This is a genomic window from Flavobacterium sp. CLA17, assembly GCF_013112255.2.
GTDB lineage: Bacteria > Bacteroidota > Bacteroidia > Flavobacteriales > Flavobacteriaceae > Flavobacterium > Flavobacterium circumlabens.
Window position 1 is genome coordinate 2,584,639 of sequence record NZ_CP068294.1, and the last position, 25,607, is coordinate 2,610,245.

Here is a 25,607-nt window from a genome sequence, read left to right on the forward strand (position 1 = left end):
TAAATGTCAAACTATCAGTATTTATAGAATTAAATTGTAACATCATTAAAAATAAGTTGTTTTTTTTGCGGATATCTTAGCGATAAGTTTTTAATACATCTACAATGAACAAGATATTGATTTGGTCTGTTACTGCTGCACTGGCAGGTTTTCTATTCGGTTTTGATACCGTAGTTATTTCTGGAGCTGATAAACAATTACAGCTTTTATGGCATTCATCTGATGCTTTTCATGGATCTGTTGTTATGGCAATGGCACTTTGGGGAACTGTTGTGGGGGCCATTTTTGGAGGAATTCCAACCAATAAAATTGGTCGTAAAAAAACACTGTTCTGGATTGGGATTTTATATCTTATTTCTGCGATAGGTGCAGCTTTTGCAAATGATCCATTTGTTTTTGCTGCTTTCAGATTTATTGGTGGTTTAGGAGTTGGTGCTTCAACCATTGCTGCTCCGGCCTATGTTTCTGAAATTGCTCCGGCAGATAAACGCGGACGATTAGTAGCTTTGTATCAGTTTAATATTGTACTGGGAATTTTAATAGCTTTTATATCCAATTACTTTTTAAAAGATATCGGAGAAAATGCCTGGCGTTGGATGGTAGGAGTTCAGGCAATCCCCTCTTTTATATATATTCTTTTTATACTTACTATTCCGGAAAGCCCGAGATGGTTATTGTCTAAAAACAGAGATGAAGAAGCACGAAAAGTGTTATTCAAGATAGATCCATCTGCAGACCTTAAAGACATCATGGATGATTCCAGAGAAAATGGCGTTACCAAACATGAAAATATCTTCATGAAAAAATATCGTTTTCCGTTAATGCTGGCCTTTTTAATTGCATTTTTCAATCAGTTTTCAGGAATCAATGCCTTTTTGTATTATGCGCCAAGAATTTTTGAAGAAGCAGGTTTAGGACAAAATACGGCTTTATTAAGCAGCATCGGAATCGGTGTTACCAATCTTATATTCACTTTAATCGGAGTCGCATTAATTGACAAATTGGGAAGAAAGTTATTGATGTACATTGGTTCTGTTGGGTATATTATTTCTTTAGGATTAGTCTCGGCTTCTTTTTATTTTAATTGGGGAGGATTATCAGTACCAATTTTCCTTTTTTTATTTATTGCTTCACACGCTATTGGTCAGGGAGCCGTTATCTGGGTTTTCATCTCAGAAATTTTCCCAAATCATATTCGTGCTTCGGGACAAGCTTTTGGAAGTTCAGTACATTGGGTTTTGGCAGCGATTATTCCATCCTTAATTCCAATGTTATTCTCAGAAATTGGTCCGGAAGTAGTCTTCTTAATTTTTACTTTGATGATGGTGCTGCAATTGCTGTTTGTCATTTTTATAATGCCGGAAACTAAAGGGATTTCTTTAGAAGTATTAAGCGAAAATCTAACCAAAAAAAATATCAAAAAAAATGAAATCAAAGAAACATCTACCGCTGGCATTTTATAGTGCTATACTACTATCGATAGCAGGTTGTAAACCATATTCAGCTGTTGCACAAAATACTTCTGTTTCAGTTTCAACTTCTTCAGAGGAGCAAATGTACCGTCCTAATTTTCATTTTACACCAAAAAAAGGCTGGATGAATGACCCTAACGGAATGTTCTACGCTGACGGATATTACCATTTATTCTACCAGTACTATCCTGAAAAAAGTGTTTGGGGACCAATGCATTGGGGCCATGCCATTAGTAAAGATTTAATTAAATGGGAGGAGCAGCCAATTGCGCTATATCCTGACAAAGACAAATATATTTTTTCAGGAAGTGCTGTTGTAGACAGATATAATACTTCAGGTTTAGGAACCGGAAAAAAGGCTCCAATTGTAGCAATTTATACGCTGCATGATATGACAAAAGAAAAAGAAGGTAAAATTGATGTTGAACAGCAGGATATTGCCTATTCGAATGACAACGGTTTTACATGGCAGAAATTTGAGGAAGGAAATCCTGTCGTGAAAAACCCCGGAATTCGTGATTTTCGTGATCCAAAAGTGACCTGGGATGAAACCCATAAACAATGGATAATGGTTTTAGCGGCACAAGATCGTGCTCAGTTTTATACCTCTGAAAATCTTAAAAAATGGGAATACTTATCTGAGTTTGGAAAAAATATTGGCGCCCATGGAGGGGTTTGGGAGTGCCCGGATTTCTTTCAGATAAAAGTTGAAGGAACCAACGAAACCAAATGGGTTTTAATTCAGAATTTAAATCCCGGCGGAGCTAATGGAGGTTCCGGAACGCAATATTTTATAGGGGATTTTGATGGAAAGACTTTTACACTCGATGTAAATTTTGCAAAAAGGGTAGAAGCAGAAAAAGCAGTTTGGCTGGATTACGGAAAAGATAATTATGCCGGAGTAACCTGGAATAATATTCCGGATGCTGATGGACGACGATTATTTATTGGATGGATGTCCAATTGGGATTACGCGCAACAGGTACCGACGAATGCCTGGAGAAGCAGTACTACCATTGCCCGAGAAATTCAGTTAATCAAAAAAGGAAATGATTATAGTCTGATCAGTAATCCGGTAAAAGAAATTAGCAAATATGTTTCTAAAACCATCAAAGGAAAAAGTGTAAAAGGAAAAGGAAAAATTTCAATTCCGGAAGCAGGAAAAATTGATTTAACTCAGGCAATTGTCAGCTTTAATTTAAAAAACTTAAAACAGGACACGTACGACTTTACACTTGCAAACGCAGTCGGTGAATCTTTGACTTTTGGCATCAATAATTCAGATCATTATTTATTTGTGGATCGTTCGAAATCAGGAAAAAATGATTTCTCAGAAAAATTTGCTGCAACAATTACCAAAGCAGCTTTAGAAGGAAATCAAAAAGAAGGTGTTTTTAAAATCATTTTAGACAAAACATCTATTGAAATATTTTACAACAATGGCGAAAAAGTAATCACGGAAATCTTTTTCTCAAACCAGCCATTTACCTCTCTGTCCGTTTCTTCAAACGAGGGAATTGAATTGAGTAACCTCGTAATTAACCAATTAAATATAAACTAACTAAAACCACTAACCTCATGAAAAGTAAAATTATTTATTTTCTATTTTTCTTCTTTCCAGTGCTGATGATGACAGCGCAGGAAAGTGGAATTAAAGGAACCGTAATTTCGTCAGATGACGGAATGCCGCTTCCGGGAGCAACCGTACTGATTTCGGGTACAAACACCAGTACCGTAACAGATTTTGATGGAAATTTTTCTTTCGGAAATATAAATTCAGAGGCTGTAATTGTTGTTTCTTTTATCGGATACGCGCCACAATCGATTCCCGTTAAAGGGCAAAAATCATTCCGTATAATTTTAAAAGTAGACAACAATCAACTAAATGAAGTTGTCGTAACAGGATATTCCAAACAAAAGAAAACAGATATTACCGGAGCGGTTGCTGTTGTAAACATGAAGGAAGTCATGAAACAGACCGAACCTAACCCAATTAAAGCGTTACAGGGAAGGGTAGCAGGGGTGAAAGTTTCGTCTGACGGATCTCCGAGCGGGGCAAATACAAAAGTGGTAATTCGTGGTGTAGGAACTTTAAACAACACTGATCCTTTGTATGTAATTGACGGAATGCCGACTAAATCAGGAATGCATGAATTAAATCCGAATGATATTGAAACCATTCAGGTATTAAAAGATGCTTCTTCGGCGAGTATTTATGGTTCCCGTGCTTCAAACGGAGTAATTATCATTACTACCAAAAAAGGAAAAGAAGGTAAAATGAGAATCAATTTTAGCACTTATACGTCTTTTTCTGATTATTCGAGAAAGCTTGAGGTGTTAAATGCCAATCAGTTTGGGCAGGCTTTGTGGCAGGCCAATATCAACGACGGACTAAATCCGAATAACAATAATTTGCGTTACCAGTTTGACTGGTCTGTGAATAATAACAAACCACAATTAAACAAAGTTTTGGTTCCTGAATATCTAGATGCGAATCAAACGCTGAAAGCATCCAATACCGACTGGTACGATGCAATTTCGCAAACCGGAATCGCAAAGTCGTATGATTTATCAGTTTCTAATGCATCAGACAAAGGAAGCTACGTTTTTTCTCTGGGATATTATGGAAATGAGGGAGTTGTAAAAACAACCGATTTTGAAAGAATTTCTGCCCGTATGAATAGTTCTTATAAGTATTTTGGCGGTAAATTGGTTATTGGGGAAAACTTTAGTTTCAATCGTACCAACGAAGTTACAGACCCCGGAGTTTTAGATCCTGCTCTTCGTGCTTTACCAATTATTCCGGTACATACGGTTGACGGAAAAGGATGGGGAGGACCAGTTGGCGGAATGAATGACAGACAAAATCCGGTACGACTTTTAGAATATAACAAAGACAATAAGTATGATTATTTACGTCTTTTCGGAAATATGTATGCAGATTTAGAGCTTATCAAAAACCTTCATATCAAAAGTAGTTTTGGTATCGATTACGGGTTTTATAAAAAGCGTACGCTGCAAAGAAGTTACCAGTCCGGTTATTTGCAAAACGATCAGACATCGGTTACAATGGATCAGTCCGTAAGTGATAAATGGACGTGGACTAATACTGCAATATATAGCTTGAATTTCGGAAAAAGCAATTTGAATTTAATGGCCGGAACCGAGATGTATAAAGATACTTTTGAGACCACAACTTTACGTAAAAATGACTTTTTGATCGAAACGCCTGACTATATGTATCCTGATGCGGGAACAGGAGAATCGTTTACAAGCGGAACTTCAACAGTATATTCACTGCTGTCTTATTTTGGAAAAGCAGATTATGAGTTCGATAATCGTTACTTGCTTTCGGCTACAATCCGTCGTGATGGTTCGTCACGTTTCGGTAAAAACAATCAATTTGGAACCTTCCCTGCAGTTTCGGCAGGATGGAGAATTTCTAATGAAAATTTCATTAAAAATAATGCACCCGTTTTTTCTGATTTAAAATTAAGAGCAGGATGGGGACAGACCGGAAATCAGGAAATCAGCAATACAGCTGTTTACAGTTTGTATTTGGCCAGTTATGCAGGAGGAAGTCCAACCTGGGCAACTTCTTACGGAACTGCTTATGATATTGCAGGAAACGGAAACGGATTACTCCCATCAGGTTTCATCGCAACCCAGTCCGGAAATGATGATTTAAAATGGGAAACTACCACACAAACCAACATTGGATTGGATTTCGGGCTATTCAAACAAAAATTAAGCGGTTCTGTTGATTATTACATCAAAAAAACAGAAGACATCCTGGTTTTACCACCTTATTTGGGAGTAATTGGCGAAGGCGGAAATCGCTGGGTTAATGGTGCTTCGATGGAAAATAAAGGATGGGAAGTATCTTTAGGGTATCATGATGAAACCTCATTTGGATTGAAATATGACATCTCCGGAAATATTTCGGGAAACAAAAATAAGATTACTCAATTGCCGGATGAGGTAAGAAATAATTATGGAGGAGACGGATTAAATGATAATATTTTAGGCCGCCCGATTAACTCGATGTACGGTTATGTTACTGACGGATTATTTAAAAGTCAGGGCGAAGTAGATAACTCGGCTATTCAGGAAGGAAAAGGCCTTGGTCGAATTCGGTACAAAGATTTAAACGGTGACGGAACCATTACAGATAAAGACCGTACCTGGATTGGTAATCCAAATCCGGGACTGACGTACGGATTTAATTTAGGTTTGGGATATAAAAATTGGGATTTTACCACTTTCTGGGAAGGAGCAAGTGATGTTGATGTCATTAACAATACAAAATACCAAACAGATTTCTGGAGTGTTGACGACGTAGGGTCAAACAAAGGAACTCGTTTATTAAATGCCTGGTCTTTAGATAATCCAAATTCTACGATTCCTGCCTTAACCACAGTAGACAGGAATGCAGAGTCAAGATTCTCCACTTATTATGTAGAAAACGGTAATTATCTTAAACTGCGTGTTTTGCAATTTGGATACAGTCTGCCAAAAGATTTATTGAAAAAAATGAATTTCGACAGCTTTAGATTGTACATCAGCGGACAAAACTTATTAATCATTGATGCTAAAAGTTTTACGGGTGTAGATCCTGAGAATGCAGGTTTTGGATATCCGCAGCCAACGACTTTCACGGCTGGTCTTAATTTTACTTTATAATAAAAGCTTAAATCAAAAAACATGAAAAAGATACTATATATAACAGCATTTTTAGTGATGGGAATATTGGGTTCCTGTTCTGATTTTCTGGAAAATGATCCGCGTGGTGTGTTGTCTGAAGAAGATATTGTAACACCACAATCGGTAGAAGGATTTATGAACGCAGCTTATGCTCAGTTGGGCAATGATCATTATGATTCACCTTATAGTTTGTGGCCATTTGGAAATGTACGCTCTGATGATGCTTACAAAGGCGGAAGCGGAACAAATGATATTCAGGATTTTCACTTTTTTGAAGTATCCAATAATATCAGACCGGATTTCGGAGAATTAGATTCTTTTTGGTACATCAGTTATGTGGGAGTTTCAAGAGCGAATAAAGCTTTGAAAGCATTAGAACAAATTTCGGAAGCCGATTATCCGCTAAAGAAAACACGTATGGCCGAGATGCGTTTTTTAAGAGGACATTTTTACTTTATGCTGAAAATTATGTTCAGGAACGTTCCTTACATCACAGAAGACATTCCGGTAGAAGCGTATAAGACGATCTCAAATAAAGCACTTTCAAACGAAGAACTTTGGAATAAAATTGCTGGAGATTTTCAGGCTGCCGCCGATGCTTTACCGGAAACTCAGCCGCAGGTTGGACGTGCTACTCAAAAAGCAGCTTATGCTTATCTGGCAAAAACCCGTTTGTATCAGGCCTATACACAAGATGACAGTTATAAAGTAACAGGAATCAGCCAGCAGCATTTACAGGAAGTGATTGCCGCGACAGACAAAGTAATCGGAAAAGCAAGCCTGGAACCTGATTTTGCGAATAACTTTTTGCCGGGAACTTTTGAAAACGGAGCTGAATCGATTTTCTCCATTCAATTTTCAGATAATGATGGAACTTTATACGGAAGATTAAATTTTTCGGATGTCCTGTCAACTCCTCAGGGTTTGGGATGCTGCGATTTTCATAAACCAAGCCAAAATTTAGTAAATGCTTTTAAAACGGGTGCAAATGGTCTGCCGGAATTTGACACCTTTAACAATCAGGATTTTGACTATAAAAATATTGATGCCAATACGGTTGATCCAAGATTGTACCACACTGTTGCCATGCCGGGTTTGCCTTATAAATATGATCCGGAATTTTTATATGTTGAAGCCTGGGTAAGATCTCCGGGAACATACGGCTATTTTGCTTCATTAAAAGAAAACGTGGCGCCAAACTGTAGCTGTGTGGTAAATATTGATCCGTTTTACGGGAATTCAAAAAATAGAATCCAGATTCGTTATGCCGATGTGATTTTAATGCGTGCCGAAGCCCTGATTGAACTGGGAAGACAATCAGAAGCTTTACCATTAATCAATCAGATTAGAGAACGTGCGGCTCAGAGTACAGGACGACTTCCGTATGTCAATAATTTTAAAATTAATACTTATGTTGACGGCGTTAATTGCAACTGGACACAGGATTTTGCCCGTAAAGCGATGCGTTTTGAGCGCCGTTTAGAATTGGCTATGGAAGGAAATCGTTTCTTTGATTTAGTTCGTTGGGGGGTTACAGATGAGGTAATGAATGATTTTTATGCGGGAGAAAAAACAAAACGCACCTATTATCAGGATGCCTTTTTTGATGCGCATAAGGAAGAATATTGCCCGATTCCTTTGAAACAAATTAATTTCAGTCAGGGATTATACAAACAAAACCCGGGTTATTAATCTATTTAAGAACAGCAACATGAGAAAATTTATATATAAAAATTGGACCGGAGTGTCTTTGATACTGGCAATGTTTTTTATGGTTACCGCCTGCGAAAACAGTTTTGAGAGTGGTGGTTTTGATGTCAATTCACCGTCTAATGTAACTTCATTTAAAATAAATGGAGCAGCAGGCGAAATTGACCAGAAAACCGGAAAAATAAATGTCACGATGCCTTATGGATCAGACATCACAGCTGTAAAACCCGAAATGGTACTAGAAGAAGGCGCAACATCAAATTTAGATCTAACGGTAACGGCTAATTATTCAAATCCGGTAAAGTTTAGAGTAATTAATGGCAATTTGTACAAAGATTATACAGTAACCACTATAGTTTTAAGTCCTATTAAGAGTTTTACCATTAACGGAGTTGCAGCAACGGTAAACGATGTAAACAGGACCATTACCCTGACATTGCCGGAGGGTACAAATTTAACAGCTTTAAAACCAATTATTCAAGTGACAGAAGGAGTTTCCATTTCACCTGCATCTGGCATGGCAATTGATTTTTCAAACCCAGTGACTTTTGTAGTAACGTCTAAAGGGAAAAGTGTGAATTATACGGCAAATGTTGGTGTTCCGGTAACTGGTTTGGTTGTTGCTTTTTTAGGAACAGCCGCAACGAGAGCTGAAATTACAAATATGGATGAAATTGCCGCTGCTGATTGGTTCTTTTCGACTTTTAGCGGAGCAAAATATATTTCATTTAACAGCATTGAAAACGGTACAGATTTAAACGATATTGATGTAATCTGGTGGCATTTTGATTCAGCTGCTAATTTGCCGGCAATTGCTTATAAACCTGCCGTAACAGCAGCTTTAAAGGATTTCAGATCTAATGGTGGGAATTTACTTTTAACCTCTTTTGCCTCTCAGTATGTAGATGCTTTAGGAATTGTTCCTTCCGGAAAAGGACCGAATAATGTTTTTGGAGATTTTCCACCAAACGGATTTGTAGATGCAAATTCCTGGGGAATGTCATTTGTTGGGCATGAAAGTCATCCCATTTTTGATGGATTAATAACTTTTGAAACCGGAAAAGCGAATCTATTGCAAGGCGGAACTTTCAGGCTAAATCATACTGCCTGGTGGTTTGTGCCGGAATGGGGAGGTTATGGTAATGGAGAAGGCTGGAGAAACCAAACCGGCGGAACTAACCTGGCTAGTGAAGCATGGGACAACAATCTTGACGGAAGAGTTACCATTGCAGAGTTTCCAAATACATCAGCTAATAAAAATGTGATCATGATTTCGATGGGAGCTTACGATTGGTATAATGAAACCAATAGCAGTGGAGTACCAAGTCAGGCCAATGAATTTATTACCAATATCAGGCTTTTGACACAAAATAGTATCAATTATTTAGCTAAAGATTAATCACTCTGAAACCAGCAAAATGAAATATAAAAATATAATAACGATAACGCTCCTGTTTTTTTCGCTTCTTTCCTGTAGTCAGGATGAAAATTATACCGGAGGTTCAATTTCGGGTGGGGAGTCTGAAATAACAAGTGTTTTTCCGGCGCCGCCGGCACAATGGATGGGAGCAAACGATCCGTATTACAGTGCAGGATTTACAGGTGATATAATGCCATTCTTTGATAATGGAAAATTTCACATTTACTTTCTGCATGATGCACAGAACAAACCAGCCGGAAAAGGCTTTCATGATATTCATGAATTTTTAAGTACCGATTTAGCTCATTTTACCTACGAAGGGCAAACTATTCCATACGGTGAAAATACTGATCCTGATTTTGCCGTTGGCACGGGATCAGTTGTAAAAGTCGGTAATCTTTATTATTTTTATTACACCGGACATAATGGTTTACCTGCTTTTTTGCAATCTAATGCCAGAGAGAGCGTATTGTGCGCGACAAGTCCGGATTTGAAAAACTGGACAAAAATCACTTTGTTTAAAATTACGGCGCCGGCGGGTTATTATAATTATGATTTCAGAGATCCTCATGTGTTTTATAATGAAGAATTGAAAAAATATTCCATGATTGTCAGTACACAGACCGAACCGGGAAGAAAAGCCGTTTTATTGCATTTTACAAGTGCTGATCCTGCTTCAGGAATATGGGACGTTCAAAACCCGATATATACGACAACACCTCAGGAAAATTATTTGATGATGGAATGTGCCGACATATTTAAAATGGGTAATTATTGGTATCTGATTTTTTCTGAAAACTGGAGTGGTAATAAAGGTACACATTACAAAATGGCCTCATCCATCAATGGCCCTTGGACAACACCACAAAATGACAGGATTGACGGGGAATTTTTTTATGCGGGAAAAACAGCTTCTGATGGAAATAAAAGATATGTTTTTGGATGGAATGCCAGAAAAACTCCCGAGAACGATCTCGGAAATAAAGATTGGGCAGGTAATATGGTCATTCATGAATTGATACAAAATACGGATGGTACTTTAGGAATGCAATCGCCAAAAGCCGTTGTGGATTTATTTTCTAAGAAAAACAGTAGTGCAGAAGTTGATGCGACTTTAGGAAGTGTGACAACAAATAATGGAAATTATACTTTGTCAGGTACTGCAGAAAAAGCAATGGTAACTTTTAAAGCTATCGGTAAAAAAGCCAAAATAAAAGCAGAAATTACCTTAGCAAATAATTCAGGTACTGCAGGAATTGTTTTTCATACCAATGATTCGGGCAGTTACTATAAAATAGCTTTTGATATCGCTAAAGGCAAAGTAATAGGATACAATTCTGCTTCACAGGAAACTACCGGAATACCCTTTCAATTTCAGGCTAATGTTAAATATAATATTGAAATAATTGCAGAAGGAAGTGTTGTAGTGATTTACATTAACGGTAGAACAGCACTTACAAACCGTATTTACGGAAGAGACAAGAATAAATGGGGATTAATTGCAGAAGGACAGAATACTGTGATTTCAAATCTTCAGCTTACACAACCAGAATAACATTAATAATAAATAATTTCAGAATGAATAACGGAAAAAACCTTAAGGCAGTGGCCTACGGAGAGGTGCTTTGGGATGTTTTTGCCAATGAAAAAAAGATTGGAGGGGCACCATTAAATGTGGCTTTGCGAATGAAAACAATAGGCTGCGAGGTGGCCATGATTAGTTGCGTGGGAAATGATGAAAATGGAAAAGCAATAATTGATCAGGTAAAAAGTTTAGGACTTGAGACAAATACAATTGTCACTTCAGACGATTTTCCAACTGGTTTGGTCAATGTTACTTTAAATGATCGTGGATCAGCAACTTATGAAATTGCATATCCTGCGGCCTGGGATAAAATTGTTTTAAATGATCAGGCTAAAAAAAAGGTTGTGGAAGCTGATGTTTTAATTTATGGCAGTTTAGTCTGCAGGGATGAGGTGTCAAGGCTGGCTTTAGAAGAGTTATTGAATGTCAATGTATATAAGGTTTTTGATGTTAATTTAAGGAAACCACATTATTCTTATGAAATGCTGGAGCAATTAATGAATGCTGCCAATTTCATTAAATTCAATGATGAGGAATTGTTAGAAATCACGGCAGCTATGAAGTCTCCCTTTAAAAGTTTGGAAGATAATATGAACTTAATTGCGGAGAGAACCGGAGTCACTGCTATGTGCGTCACAAGAGGCAAGCATGGAGCTTTGTTAATGTGGGAAGGTCAACTCTATGAAAACGGTGGCTATCCTATTCAGGTTGCTGATACGGTAGGAGCAGGAGATTCGTTTGTGGCAGCTTTGATTACATCACTACTTACCGGAAAAGAACCTCAATACGCTATCGATTTTGCCTGTGCAATGGGGGCTTTAGTAGCTGAAGCGCCTGGAGCCAATCCCGAGATTTCGTATTCTCAAATTGAAAAATTAATGTCTGGAATTAAAAATTAATTTCTGTTCTAAAAAGGGAACAATAGTATTCAATTGAATGAGTCGTTATGTTTTTAAAAGTTAAGCCTGATATCTTTTGATATCGGGCTTTTTTATGCAGAAGTTAAATGGTTTTTTTAATTTAAAATTTTGATGTTTACCTGTGAAAAACTAATTTTCGTTGCGATGTACTGAGAAGAAATGACACCTTTCACAAACCTATCAAAAGAGCACTCACAGAGTACATTCAGAAAATTGATGTTGGTGCATTCAGATTGATAGAAGAGCTTCACATTCCAACCCTAATTCGTCAGACCTTGTCGATGATAAGTTTTACTTCTGCGGAAAGCAGCCTTCATGATTCTGGCACAAAACTAATAATAGTGATAATCGAGATAATAATTAGACTGACAGCCTTAAATTTTTGTGGCAGAAAAGGTAACAGCTCCAAAAATGAAATTATATTAATCTGCCATTTCTATTAATCCTCCATCTCTGTTTTATTCAAAATTTAAACGCCTTCTTTTTTAGAATTACTGTACGACTTTAAAAACAGTTGATCTGAAGCATTCTCCATTTTTAGATTGATGTAAATACACCATTTGTCGTACATAATGCTTCAAATGTTCTATCCTAATGAATTCAGGAAAATTACATTTACAATCTCTGAATTTACTGATTTCATGTAAATGAACTGGTAAAATTACAGTATGCAAAATAAATTAGAATAAAAAAATATAATCTACTATCACCTACATAATTTAACAACACTGCAATAACTTAAAAACTATGATGAAAAAACAAATTAAAAAATATGCCTTTTTACTGCTAATTGTGTTTGGAAACGGATACGCGCAATCAAAAAAATACCTGGATGCCGGTAAACCAATTGAAGACCGGATTTCACTTTTAATGAAAGAAATGACATTAGAAGAAAAAGTAGGGCAAATGAACCAATACAATGGTTCATGGGATGTTACAGGCCCAAAACCAGAATCAGGTTCTAATGAAGAAAAATACAATAATATAAAGAAAGGATTGGTGGGTTCTATGCTAAGTGTACGAGGCGTTAAAGAAGTAAGGGCCGTACAAAAAATAGCAGTTGAAGAAACCCGTCTTGGCATTCCGTTACTTTTTGGTTTTGATGTGATACACGGTTATAAAACTCTTAGCCCTATTCCGCTCGCAGAAGCCGCAAGCTGGGATTTGGAAGCCATTAAAAATTCGGCATATATTGCTGCTGTTGAAGCCTCTGCTTCCGGATTAAACTGGACTTTTGCGCCTAATGTAGATATATCTAATGATGCAAGATGGGGACGAGTAATGGAAGGTGCCGGAGAAGATCCTTATCTGGGCAGTAAAATTGCTACTGCCCGTGTTAAAGGATTTCAGGGAGAGAATTTAAGTACTAATACCTCTATTATTGCTTGTGCCAAACATTTTGCAGCCTACGGTTTTGTAGAAGCAGGCAGAGAATACAATAGTGTCGATATGAGTAATTCTAAGCTGTACAATACTGTATTACCGCCTTTTAAAGCAGCAGTCGATGCCGGAATTCGTACTTTCATGAATTCATTTAATACATTAAACGGAGTTCCGGCAACCGGAAATAGCTTTTTGCAAAGAGATATTTTAAAAGGAGCATGGAAATTTAATGGTTTTGTCGTTTCTGACTGGGCTTCTATAGCCGAAATGATTACGCACGGTTACGCAGCCGATGCAGCCGATGCAGCTCAAAAAGCCGCTATTGCCGGTTCTGACATGGATATGGAATCAAATGTTTATGTAACAGAATTAGCTCAGTTGGTAAAAAAAGGATTGGTAAAAGAAAGTGTGATCGACGATGCTGTTCGCAGAATTCTTAGAGTAAAATTTGAATTAGGTTTGTTCGATAATCCATACAAATATTGTGATGAAGCCCGTGAAAAATCAAGTATTGGAAATAAGGCCAATAATGATGCTGTTCTGGATATGGCCAAAAAATCAATTGTGCTATTGAAAAATACTCTTCCGCAGGGGAGGAATGAAAAACTGTTGCCATTAAAAAAAGAAGGATTAAAAATCGCTTTAATTGGTGCTTTGGCAAATGATAAAAACAGTCCGCTCGGAAGTTGGAGAATTGCCGCTGATGATAATACAGCAGTATCGGTTCTTGAAGGAATGCAGCACTATAAAAACAATACGTTAGTTTATGAAAAAGGAACTGATGTGGCTTTAAATAAACAAGTATTTGTTGATGAAGTAAAAATTAATACAACCGATTTTTCCGGATTTGAAGCTGCTAAAAATGCAGCCAAACAGGCAGAAGTTGTCGTAATGGTTTTAGGAGAAATTGGTTTTCAAAGTGGTGAGGGACGCAGTAGAACAGAATTAGGCCTGCCTGGGAATCAGCAGCAATTATTAGAGGAAGTTTACAAAGTAAATCCTAATATTATTTTGGTTTTAAATAACGGGCGTCCGCTGGCATTGCCGTGGGCAGCAGAAAACATTCCTGCTATTGTTGAAGCTTGGCAGTTAGGAACCCAATCCGGAAATGCAATTGCCCAGGTTTTGTACGGAGATTATAACCCAAGTGGTAAGCTGACAATGTCATTCCCCAGAAACGTTGGGCAATGTCCAATTTATTACAATTTGTACAATACAGGACGACCAGCCAATAAAGACCAAAACGCTTTTTGGTCTCATTATATTGATGTCGAAAAAACACCATTATATCCGTTTGGTTATGGATTAAGCTATACTTCTTTCGAATATAAAAATCTGAAATTAGCAAAAACTTCCTTTCGAAAAGGAGAAAAAATTGAACTAAGTGTTGATGTTACCAATACCGGGAATGTTGATGGAAAGGAAGTAGTTCAGTTGTATATAAATGATGTCGCCGCCAGTGTGGTGAGACCTGTTAAGGAATTGAAAGGTTTTGAACTTATTGCATTAAAAAAAGGAGAAACTAAAACTGTTCAGTTTACCTTAACGGATAAGGAACTTGGATTTTATAACAACAATGGTCATTTTTTGACAGAGGCCGGTCTGTTTAATGTTATGGTTGGCTGGAATTCTAATGAAGGTCTTACCAGTAAATTTGAGCTGGAATAAATACTAATGAACTTAAAAACAAAAAGATAATCTTCGGGATTTCATTTATTTTTAAGCAATTTACAGCCTGAGTACGATTAATCCTTATGAGGTAATTAATCTACTCAGGTTTTTAGCAATATCGTAAATCTGGATAAAAAAGATAAGTGTTCTGTTTAGTTTTATTAATATTGTTTTAGATATGATTAAATAAAAATCAATTATAAATTTTATATCAAATAGAATTGATAAATATTAAAATGTAAATGAAAAATATCAAATATATTCTTCTGTGCTGCTTTGGGCTTATAAATGGTCTGTTTTCTCAGGATAAATTTGAAAACTACCAATTTAGAAGCATACAGGAAACTACTTCAAAAAGGGCTATTTCTTCTATAATTCAGGATCAAAATGGTTTTATTTGGATAGGTACAAACGGCGCAGGATTATATCGATATGACGGGGTAAATTATTTTGGATATAAGCATGATAAAAAATCAGGTTCAGTAAACAGTAACTTTATCTATGCCACTTTTATTGATTCTAAAAATAACTTATGGATTGGTACAGATGAGGGCTTGTGTTTATACAATCGGGATCTGGATAATTTTACTAAAATCAATATTCAGGATGCAATTGTAAAAGGCTACGAACAGCCAATTACTATAAAAACAATTATTGAGGATAACAACGGCGACATCATTTTAGGTTCGTATGGTTTTGGATTATTTAAATTAAATGTAAAAACTTTAAAAGCATCTTTAGTGCACTCCAAAGTTCTGGAAAAATCCAACTTTTTAATCAAATGTTCGGTAAAAAACAAACAGGGAGTTCTTTATTTAGGAACCAGTTACGGACTTTTAGAGATCGATCTAAACGGAAAAGTAAAGCAGGTTTATAAAGACAAGTTTAAAAGAGAACCTTTATTAGATGATGTAGAAAGCCTTGTCATAGACAAATTTGGATATTTATGGCTGGGAACGACTGAAAATGGCCTGATAAAAATTAAACCTGAAACGGATAATTATCAATTTGAGAATTTTTTTATTACCAAAAATAAAATCTTATCTATTATACAAAGCAGTCAGGATTATATACTTTGCGGTACCGAAAATGATGGATTATTAGTTGTAAATTATAAAGGAGAAGTACTTCAAAAATATCTGCACAGCAAATACAATAATTTTAGTTTAAAGTCGAATTCCGTATGGTCCTTATACGAAGACAAGGAAAAAAGACTTTGGCTGGGTTATTTCAATAAAGGGCTTGGCGTATTTGATAAGCCTAATAATAAATTTAATTCACTTGAGTCGCTTGTTAATAATGATAATTCCCTGCAAACAAGCTATGTAACATCAGTTATAAAAGATAAAAAGGGTAATTTGTTAATAAGTAATGAAGGCGGCGGACTGGATATCTATAATCTTTCGGCTAAAACCTATATCCATGTTAACAAAAACAATCAAAGTTACTATTCCGGTCTTGACGCTGTTGATATTCAGACTATATTTATCGATAGCAAACAAAATATCTGGATAGGCAGCTGGGACCGCGGCATCTATTTTTTGAAAAGTGGAACTACCCGATTCATAAACTTCAATACGACAAATACAGCCGGCTTGAAATCAAATCGGATTTTTAGTTTTTCTGAAGATTCCGGAGGGCGAATCTGGATTGGAACTTTCATAAAAGGACTTCATTATTTTGACAATAAGAACAACATATTTGTGCATTGTGATACTAAACCATTCGCAGGTAACGATTTAGATGAAGCATTTATTCGTAAAGTTTTTGTAGACTCTGATAATATTTTGTGGGTAGGAACGATTTTAGGACTATATCAGGTACACTTAAATGCCGATTCCGGTTTTAGAGTGATAAACATGCGGGATCAAATGTTCAGCGATAAAACGAAGTATAACGGTATTCAGACTATTTTATCAATTTATGAGTCAAACGATAAAAAAATATGGATAGGTACAGATGGTGAAGGACTTTTTAGTTATAATAAAAAAAATAAGATCTTTTCTGATTATGATGATTTCCCGGGTTTTGAAGAAAAATCAGTCCGCGCGATAATTTCTGATAATAATGGATCTTTATGGATAAGCGGTGGATCCGGTCTGACAAAACTCGATTTTAAAAACAAACAAAGCACAAATTTCAATAAAGATGATGGTCTTGTTGACAACGATTTTAATAATAATGCGGTCTTTAAAGATGGAAACGGAGAACTGTATTTCGGTGGTTATGAGGGAGTAAACTATTTTAATCCTAATGAAATTAAAAAAACAGAAAAAGCACCAAGGCTTTATTTCAGTGATTTCAAGTTATTTAATAAATCTGTAAAACCAAATGAAGAAAGTTCACCGTTAACCAAAGTAATTTCCCAGACAAAAGAAATTATTCTCAATCATGCACAATCCGTTTTTACGATCGAATATGTGGGGATAAACTATAATTATTCCAGAAAAAACCAATATGCCTATTATCTTGACGGTTTTGAAAAAGACTGGAATTATGTAGGCAATAACAGAACAGCTACCTACACCAATCTTGAGCCTGGTAATTATGTTTTTAAAGTAAAATCGGCCAATGCAGATGGTTCCTGGAGCAATGTTCAGTTAGAGCTAAAAATAAAAATTCTTCCTCCCTGGTGGAAAACCATTTGGGCTTATTTAATATACGCCTCAATTTTAGTTTTTCTGATAATATATTTCAACAAAATTTATCAAAATCGTTTTAAAGCCAGACAGGCCATAATTTTAGAACGGGAAAAAACAATTCAGTTAGAGAAGTTAAACAATAAAAAATTACAGTTTTTTACTAATATTTCGCATGAATTCAGAACACCACTCACTTTAATTATTAACCCTCTCGAAGATATTTTAAGAAGTAAGAATGTATCACGCGAAATACATAATAAATTAAAAACTGTACATAAAAGCTCAGACAGGCTTTCAAGGCTTATCAATGAGCTTATGGATTTTAATAAATTAGAGTTCAACAAAATTTTCCTTCAGGTTAAAAAAATTGAAGTGATCGCATTTGTAAAAGAAATTATAGGTTATTTTGATGAGGAAGCAGCCGCGAGAAACATAACTATTGATTTCGAATCAGAACTTGAAGAACTTGAGGATTGGTTAGATCCTAAAATGCTGGAAAAAATAATATTCAATATTATCTCAAACGCTTTTAAATTTACTCCCGATGATGGTTTTATTGCTATTTCTATAGATAAATTAGATGAGGATAATTGCTTAATAATTAATGGAAGTAAGGCTCCTTCTTTTTCAATAACAATTACAGATACAGGTTCAGGGATCTACAAAGAGGATTTGAAAAGAATTTTTGATAGATTTTATCAGGTTAATAATCTAAATAAAGATTACTATGGCAGCACCGGAATTGGCTTAGAGGTTGTAAAAGAATTTGTTGAGCTTCATAAAGGAAAAATTGATGTTGAAAGTACACCTGGAGAAGGAACAAAATTCATGGTAACATTTCCTCTGGGCAATTCTTTTTATAAAGAAAATGAAGTAGTGAATGAGGTTTTTGAAATAGAAAAAAATAAAAATAAGTTTTTGTTTGAATCGAATAAATATCAGGCAGATGATGAAGAGCTTACAAGCGATCCAACAAAAGAAATTACAGCAGATACAGCAAAAGCATATACTGTTTTGATTGTCGAGGATAATCTTGAATTACGAAATTATCTGAAAGCGGAATTGAGCAGATCATATAAAGTTATTACCGCCGAAAATGGTAAAAAGGGTTACGAACTGGCCGTTCAGAAATTGCCCGATATCATAATTACAGATGTTATTATGCCGGTAATGGACGGATTGCAATTGTGTAAAAATATAAAAGGAGATTTAAAAACAAGTCATATTCCGTTATTAATGCTCTCTGCAAAGGCAATGGTACAGGACAGGATTGAAGGAATAGACTCTGGTGCGGATATGTATTTGAGCAAACCATTTGAATTGGATATTTTAAAATCCAGTCTGGCGCAGCTTATTACAAGCAGACAAATAATGTTTAAGAAGTTTTATACCGGTATCACAAAAGACGGGAAAGAAAAAACCACTTCTTTAGACAATGATTTCATTCAGAAAATCCTTCATTTTATTAATGAAAACCTGAGCGAATCTGACTTAAGTGTGGAGTTGCTTTCTTCTAAAGTTTTCCTGAGCAGGAGTCAATTGTATCGAAAAATAAAAACGCTAACGGGTGTTTCAGTAAATGAGTTTATTAGAAATGTACGATTAGAAAAAGCAAAACAATTGCTTGAGCAAGGTAATAATACTATTAATATCAATGAAATTAGTTATAAAGTAGGATTCACTTCCCCTTCTTACTTTGCCAAATGTTATAAAATTAAATACGGTCATCTGCCTACACAGGAAACTGGAGCTAAAGAATAAAGAGTATAGAATGTGGAATATGGAATAAAGAGTATAGAATACAGATAAGAGAGTCCATTGGCTCGTATAATTTTAGAAAGCCCGATTTTAAATCAGGGCTTTTTTTGTTTGGCGTCTTTCTGAAAAGCTTTTTTTGAATTTGCTTAAACTTATTATTTTAATAAAAATACTACAATATAATTTCGCAAAATATATTTTAAAGTATAATTTTTTGTCAATACTTCATTGGTTGTTTAAGAGTTTTTATGTGTTATTAATTAAATCCAGAGGGTTGAAATGCTGTTTTGCATCAAATGATGCATGATTTGCTTCATCTGTTCTACACTTGCACTGCTCTAGATTTTACTTTCGTTAAGAAATATTTAAGAAATAGTTTTTTTATCAAAACTTATACAATGAGCTAGACAAAAAACAACCTGTTCAATATTTTTTACAAACTAAAACAACTAATTATTTAACTCAACTCTAAACCAAATTTTATGCAGAAAAGAACATTAAAAAAACTATTGTGTTTAATAGTGTGTATGTGGGGAAATTTTTTCTTTGCTCAAACTGTTAAAGGTAAAGTAACATCTGGCGGAATCAGTCTGCCGGGTGTTAGTGTAGTAGTACAAGGAACAAAAAACGCAACAGTTACCGATTTCGACGGCAGTTTTGTCTTAAACAATGTCGAACCGACAGCTTCATTGCTTTTTAGTTATGTAGGATATAAAAATTTAATACTGCCCGCAAAATCAGTCATGCAGGTGGTCATGGTCAATGACCTTGAAAAATTAAATGAGGTTGTTGTGATAGGATACGGAACTTCAAAAAGAAAAGATATAAACGGTGCTGTTTCTTCTATTAAAGCTTCTGAAATTCAGGACAAACCGTTTACTTCTATCGATCAGGCCCTTGTTGGTAAGGCCGCAGGTGTAAACGTTACTCAAAATTCAGGTACTCCCGGAGGTGGAATCTCTGTTCAAATAAGAGGAATAACTTCCATTAACGGTAACGAGCCCTTATATGTTATTGACGGAACACCCGTTTTTGCAGATAAAAACAACGACTCTTTTTCATTCAGCGCATTAGGCGGAGGAAGCGGACAAACTAAAAATTCAGCTTTGTCCGGTCTGAATATTTCGGATATCGAAACGATAGATATTTTAAAAGATGCCTCAGCAACGGCTATATATGGTGCCAATGGCGCCAATGGTGTTGTTTTGATTACAACCAAAAAGGGAAAAAAAGGAAAATCAAAGTTTACCTATGAAACCTATTTAGGAACTCAGCAGGTAACAAATACCGTTGATGTTTTAAACTTACCACAATATGCTGCTTATCAGGCAAAAATTTTCAGATTAAACGGTGAGCCTGTTCCGTATCAATATCAAAAGCCTGATTTATTAGGTAATGGAACAAACTGGCAGGATGAACTTTTTAGAACCGCTACAATGTACAACCATCAGCTGTCATTCTCCGGTGAAAAAGAGGGAACACGGTTTTATACCTCTTTAAATTATTTTGATCAGGAAGGAATTGTTCTAAACTCAGATTTCAACAGATTATCGATGCGATTAAATGTAGATTCTAATGTTAAATCCTGGCTTAAGATTGGTAATAATTTATCTGTAAGTAAGTCGTCTCAACAAGTAGTAAGAAACGATGACAGAGGTGGTTTAGTGATGAATACCTTAAGACAATCGCCGGAATTACCGGTTAGATACGCTGATGGATCTTATGCGGGACCAACATCTGGTTTAGGATCTTCGGCAAATGAAGCAACGAACCCAATAGCTTTGTCGGAATACAATAATTCAACTACGGAAAGATTTAAAATTAATGGTAATTTATTTGCTGATTTTACGATTATCAAAGGATTGGTTTTTAGATCTGAATTAGGCTATGATCTGAATTTTTCAAAAAGCAGTGCTTTTGCACCTAAATATACTTTAGGAAATGTGTCTGAACTTTTAAACAAATCTTTCAAACAGCAGGATCAAAGTTATTATTGGAATATTAAAAACTATCTGACTTATAATAAAACACTAAATGAAAAACACAATTTTACTTTCTTATTAGGTCAGGAAGCACAGGAAAGCCGTTATGAATATTTAAGCGGTTACAGAACAGGTGAGTTTTTAAACAAGGATTTTACGAACTTAAACATAGGTGATATTGATACTGCGCTTAACGGAAATGGTTCTGGCAGATGGTCTATGGCCTCTTATATTTCGAGATTGAACTATAGCTTTTCTGACAGATATTCTTTCTCTGCTTCTTTAAGAGCGGATGCTTCGTCAAATTTTGGACCTAAGAACAAATGGGGATATTTTCCGTCATTTTCAGGAGGGTGGACAGTAAGTAACGAAAAGTTCTTTGAGCCTTTATCCAATACTGTAAATTATCTAAAGTTTAGAGCTGGTTACGGTCTTGTAGGAAATCAAAATATTCCGGCAAACAGATATCAAACCATTCTGTCGTTACTTTCATCCCCCTTTGGAGGTGTATCGCCAACGATTGATAATTTAGGTAATCCGGATATTAAATGGGAATCCCTTAAATCTTTCAATGCTGGTTTTGAATTAGGATTATTTAATAACAGAGTAAAAATAGATTTTGATTATTATATTAAAAATTCTTCCGATTTCCTGACCAAACAAATCAACGATGAATCCAATCAAAGTGCACTTAATTACTACCTGAACACAGGCGAGATTGTCACTAAAGGAGTCGAATTTACATTGAATACAAGAAATATTGTGACCGAAAACTTCACATGGGACAGTACAATTATTTTATCTAAGTACAATAATGAGCTGACAAGTTTTCAGGGTCAGGGCAAATCTTTGTTAGGAAAAGTACAATTCGATTTATATAACGTTACCAGAACCACAGAAGGACAGCCGGTAGGACAATTTTATGGATATGTTACTGATGGATTATTTAAAAATGCTGCCGAATTAGCTGCAGGACCAACTCAGGAAACAGGAACAGGAATTGGAGATATTCGTTTTAAAGATCTTAACAGTGATGGAAAAATCGATAGTAAAGATCAAACAGCCATAGGAGATGCAATTCCTGATTTTACTTATGCATTTACCAATAATTTTAAATACAAAAATATCAGTTTATCTGTTGTTTTAACAGGAAGTCAGGGCAACCAGATCTACAACTTTACGCGTCATTATACGGATGGCATTTATCCGGGATTTGGAGATCGTTTTGGAAATGTTAGTACTGAGGCATTAAGTGCTTTTGAACCTGGAGTAAACGAAAATACAGACGTACCCCGAATTACACTTAATGATCCAAACGGTAATGGCAGAATTTCAAATCGATTTGTAGAAGATGGCTCTTATTTAAGAATTCAGAATGTTTCATTGAGCTATGATTTACCAGAAAAGATATTCGAAAAATCTATTTTCTCTAAAATAAGAATATACGCCAATGTTCAAAATTTATACACGTTTACTAAATACTCCGGTTTTGATCCTGCCCTTGGAAATTTAGATCAGAATATAACCCTGAGCGGCATTGATTTAGGACGCTATCCAGTACCAAGAACAATTTCTATGGGAATGAATTTAGAATTCTAAAATTGATAAAAAAACACATTTAACTTAATGATTCATAATCGTTAACATAAAAAAAATAGTTATGAAAAAACTTTTTAAACTTTTTATGATGGGAATGCTAATACCATTACTGTCTTTATTTTCCTGTTCAGATGATTTTTTGGATGCACCATCTGAAAATCAATTAACTCCGGCAGACTTACCCGAAGGTGTTACCGCTTTTGACGGAATCGCAGAGAGTTTGTATTTTAAGCCGTGGTTTACTTTCAATGATAAATTCCTGATTGCTGTAGGAGATATGTATGCGGGAAATGCTTTTTCATTTGATGGTGCCTATGCACAATTTAAAGATGCCCAGGTAACCTCGCAAAACCCAATTCTGACAGAAGGATACGTTTCGTTATTTTCGGTTGTCGATCAATCCAATAATTTAATGAGTCTGGTTGAAGAGAGAAAAAGCGAATTGCCTGAAGCCTCTTATAAAAATGCTATAGCAATATCAAGATTTATGAGAGCCAATGCCTATTTCTATCTCGTGAGAACTTTTGGTGCTGTACCTATTATTAGCAAAGCTGGTTCTGCTGCACAGCCAAAAAGGAATCTCGTTTCGGATATTTACAAATTCATAAAACAGGATTTGGAATATGCCGTTCAAAATTTACCTGAAAAATCAGTAAAAAAAGGGTATGTTACTAAATTTGTCGCTATGGGTATTCTTGCAAAAGTGCATTTAACCTTAAATGAATACGGAGAAAGTGCTGCTTTAACCCAGCAAATTATTGGAAATCAATATAATTTAATACAAGAATACGGAAACTTATTTAGCAGCCCCGAAAATAATAATAGTGCAGAGAGTATGTTTGCCCTACAATGGAAAGCGATTGCTACCGAATGGGGAACACAAAATACAAACCAGGCCTATATAGTTCCGGGAGGTACAGGAATAACCGGTGGCGGCGACGGCTGGGGAGTTTACCTGCCTTCTATCTCACTACAAGCTGGATTTGACCCCAAGGATACCAGAAAAAAGAACACGATTATGACAGATGGTGACTTTTATCCTGAATTATTAAAAAATCAAGGCGGTTTCACATACAAAAAAATTCTCTCTTCTACCGGAGCTAATTTCAGAAAATACATTGTAGGTTCTGCAGCCGAAAGAAACGATGTGTTTTTTATGAGAACATCACAAAACACGATTATATTACGATATTCTGATGTTTTATTAATGCATGCCGAAGCGATTTTGGCCGGAGCAGGTTCTACTACATCGGCAGCTGCTTTAAGCGCTTTTAATGAAGTGAGATCAAGAGCCGGATTACCCGCTAAAACGATACTTACCAGAGAGGATCTGTTTAACGAAAGAAGAGTGGAATTTGCACTTGAAGGACAGTACTTTTTTGATTTAAAACGCCGAGGTCTCGCTGAAGCGACAGCAATTATTTCACAGCAGGAAGTTGGTTTTTATTCTGATGATGCCAGAACTGAATTGGTTTCCAGAAAGATAACCCCTGGGAATAATTATTTTGAATTGCCATTACCTCAATCTGCTATTGATACTAATCCATCATTATTAGAACCGCCGGTTCCTTTTAACTTCAATTAATTTTTATACTATGATCAATAAAATAAAATATAGGATTTTAATTCTTTTGGCCCTTGCTTGTTTTACAGCATGCCAAAATGATGATAATAATGCTGCTGCAAATATAGATGCAATGGTGGCTGAACCCGGAGATTTACTTAATCAGGCTTTTCCGTTAAATAAAGTCAGAGTGGAAGGCCAGGGATTAACGGGGCTAAAAAAAATTACGCTGGATAATAAAATTAATATCAGTTTTAATCCTAATCATAATTCAGATAAAGCGTTTATTTTTACGATTCCTTTTGACGAAAAACTAGGAAGCAGATTTGGTGTACAACCTATTACATTTGAAACTGCTGCCGGTTCGTTCACAAAAGAAATTGAGATTTTACAACCCAATCCCACTATTGTAAAAACAATTCCGGCTATAGCAACTCCGGGATTTCCGCTGGAAATTGAAGACACCTGGTTTTATAATATTTCTTCGGTAACTTTAGGAGGAAAAGCACTAAATTATACGCTAAAATCATCTTCATCAATTATTATCGGTTTACCTGCAGATGCAGTTTCAGGATCAGAATTAACAATCACTACACCGGGAGGTACGGCAAAAAGAACAATAGAATTTGCCACACTAGTTCTTGTATCTGATTTTGACGGAAACGGTGTCAGAACAAGCTGGAACGCTTATGGCGATATCGATAGTTTTAACGCCAATACTACAGGTGGTCCAACAGGTAATTATGCAGCACTTACCTGGTCTGGTTCAACTGCCAACGGTTATAACGGAAGCAGCGCCGGTACAGGTGCTGGTTTTCTAAATGCATCGAGTAAAGATGCAACTAGAACTTTTATAGATATGGATGTAAGTGCCAATGTAACAGGCGCTCAATTCGCCATACAATTGAACACTATTGACGGTAAAGACTATGGTTATAATTTTAAAGTAACCGATGTAAATTGGACAACAAAAACCATATCCTTAGCTGATTTTAAAGATAATTACGGGTTCGGAGCAAATACTGCCAGTACAATAGATGCGTCTAAAATTACCGAAATTAAGGTAGGAATTGTACAGAGTGATACGCCAAATCCCAGCGTAATAAAATTTGACAATATTAAAATTCGTTACCAATAATTGAGGATTCTATGCACTTTAAATAAAAAAGAGGTTGTCATCAAAGCAGCCTCTTTTAT

The 25,607-nt window shown here is 35.7% G+C and carries 12 protein-coding genes; all 12 read left to right on the plus strand.

What is annotated here, in order from left to right; all coding sequences use genetic code 11:
• Nucleotides 1–104: 104 nt before the first annotated feature.
• The 12 genes from HAV12_RS10635 to HAV12_RS10690 all read left to right on the plus strand — a co-directional run bounded on the left by HAV12_RS10635 (nt 105) and on the right by HAV12_RS10690 (nt 25,548).
• A complete protein-coding gene (locus HAV12_RS10635; RefSeq protein WP_171569641.1) occupies nt 105–1,463 on the plus strand; it encodes a sugar porter family MFS transporter in 1,359 nt (452 codons plus the stop codon).
• Nucleotides 1,426–3,033, plus strand: coding sequence for a glycoside hydrolase family 32 protein (locus HAV12_RS10640; RefSeq protein ID WP_171569642.1), 1,608 nt, complete (start codon nt 1,426–1,428; stop codon nt 3,031–3,033). Before HAV12_RS10635 ends, HAV12_RS10640 begins: the two co-directional genes overlap by 38 nt.
• A gap of 17 nt (nt 3,034–3,050) precedes the next feature.
• Nucleotides 3,051–6,155 (plus strand): TonB-dependent receptor, encoded by a 3,105-nt coding sequence (locus HAV12_RS10645; RefSeq protein ID WP_171569643.1) that lies wholly within the window; start codon nt 3,051–3,053, stop codon nt 6,153–6,155.
• A gap of 21 nt (nt 6,156–6,176) precedes the next feature.
• A complete protein-coding gene (locus HAV12_RS10650) occupies nt 6,177–7,868 on the plus strand; it encodes a RagB/SusD family nutrient uptake outer membrane protein (protein ID WP_171569644.1) in 1,692 nt (563 codons plus the stop codon).
• Between the two features lie 19 nt (nt 7,869–7,887).
• Entirely contained in the window at nt 7,888–9,285 is a 1,398-nt protein-coding gene (locus tag HAV12_RS10655) for a DUF4960 domain-containing protein (protein ID WP_171569645.1), read from the plus strand.
• 19 nt (nt 9,286–9,304) lie between these two features.
• Nucleotides 9,305–10,861 carry a glycoside hydrolase family 32 protein gene (locus HAV12_RS10660; protein WP_205423367.1) on the plus strand — a complete coding sequence of 519 codons (1,557 nt, stop codon included), beginning with the start codon at nt 9,305–9,307 and terminating at the stop codon, nt 10,859–10,861.
• A gap of 23 nt (nt 10,862–10,884) precedes the next feature.
• Complete coding sequence (locus HAV12_RS10665) at nt 10,885–11,790, plus strand: carbohydrate kinase (RefSeq protein WP_171569647.1); 906 nt, start codon at nt 10,885–10,887, stop codon at nt 11,788–11,790.
• A 771-nt stretch (nt 11,791–12,561) separates the two neighbouring features.
• Nucleotides 12,562–14,862 (plus strand): beta-glucosidase BglX, encoded by a 2,301-nt coding sequence (gene bglX / locus HAV12_RS10670; protein WP_171571668.1) that lies wholly within the window; start codon nt 12,562–12,564, stop codon nt 14,860–14,862.
• A 245-nt stretch (nt 14,863–15,107) separates the two neighbouring features.
• A complete protein-coding gene (locus HAV12_RS10675) occupies nt 15,108–19,268 on the plus strand; it encodes a two-component regulator propeller domain-containing protein (protein WP_171569648.1) in 4,161 nt (1,386 codons plus the stop codon).
• Nucleotides 19,269–19,747: 479 nt separating this feature from the next.
• On the plus strand, nt 19,748–22,846 hold the full coding sequence (locus tag HAV12_RS10680) for a TonB-dependent receptor (RefSeq protein WP_171569649.1): 3,099 nt from the start codon (nt 19,748–19,750) through the stop codon (nt 22,844–22,846).
• A 61-nt stretch (nt 22,847–22,907) separates the two neighbouring features.
• A complete protein-coding gene (locus tag HAV12_RS10685; RefSeq protein ID WP_171569650.1) occupies nt 22,908–24,431 on the plus strand; it encodes a RagB/SusD family nutrient uptake outer membrane protein in 1,524 nt (507 codons plus the stop codon).
• 10 nt (nt 24,432–24,441) lie between these two features.
• Nucleotides 24,442–25,548, plus strand: coding sequence for a hypothetical protein (locus HAV12_RS10690; RefSeq protein ID WP_171569651.1), 1,107 nt, complete (start codon nt 24,442–24,444; stop codon nt 25,546–25,548).
• Nucleotides 25,549–25,607: the final 59 nt, after the last annotated feature.

Coding starts and splice junctions, on each gene's coding strand:
- HAV12_RS10635 (WP_171569641.1), top strand. CDS start 105: ATGAACAAGATATTGATTTGGTCTGTTACTGCTGCACTGGCAGGTTTT.
- HAV12_RS10640 (WP_171569642.1), top strand. CDS start 1,426: ATGAAATCAAAGAAACATCTACCGCTGGCATTTTATAGTGCTATACTA.
- HAV12_RS10645 (WP_171569643.1), top strand. CDS start 3,051: ATGAAAAGTAAAATTATTTATTTTCTATTTTTCTTCTTTCCAGTGCTG.
- HAV12_RS10650 (WP_171569644.1), top strand. CDS start 6,177: ATGAAAAAGATACTATATATAACAGCATTTTTAGTGATGGGAATATTG.
- HAV12_RS10655 (WP_171569645.1), top strand. CDS start 7,888: ATGAGAAAATTTATATATAAAAATTGGACCGGAGTGTCTTTGATACTG.
- HAV12_RS10660 (WP_205423367.1), top strand. CDS start 9,305: ATGAAATATAAAAATATAATAACGATAACGCTCCTGTTTTTTTCGCTT.
- HAV12_RS10665 (WP_171569647.1), top strand. CDS start 10,885: ATGAATAACGGAAAAAACCTTAAGGCAGTGGCCTACGGAGAGGTGCTT.
- bglX (WP_171571668.1), top strand. CDS start 12,562: ATGAAAAAACAAATTAAAAAATATGCCTTTTTACTGCTAATTGTGTTT.
- HAV12_RS10675 (WP_171569648.1), top strand. CDS start 15,108: ATGAAAAATATCAAATATATTCTTCTGTGCTGCTTTGGGCTTATAAAT.
- HAV12_RS10680 (WP_171569649.1), top strand. CDS start 19,748: ATGCAGAAAAGAACATTAAAAAAACTATTGTGTTTAATAGTGTGTATG.
- HAV12_RS10685 (WP_171569650.1), top strand. CDS start 22,908: ATGAAAAAACTTTTTAAACTTTTTATGATGGGAATGCTAATACCATTA.
- HAV12_RS10690 (WP_171569651.1), top strand. CDS start 24,442: ATGATCAATAAAATAAAATATAGGATTTTAATTCTTTTGGCCCTTGCT.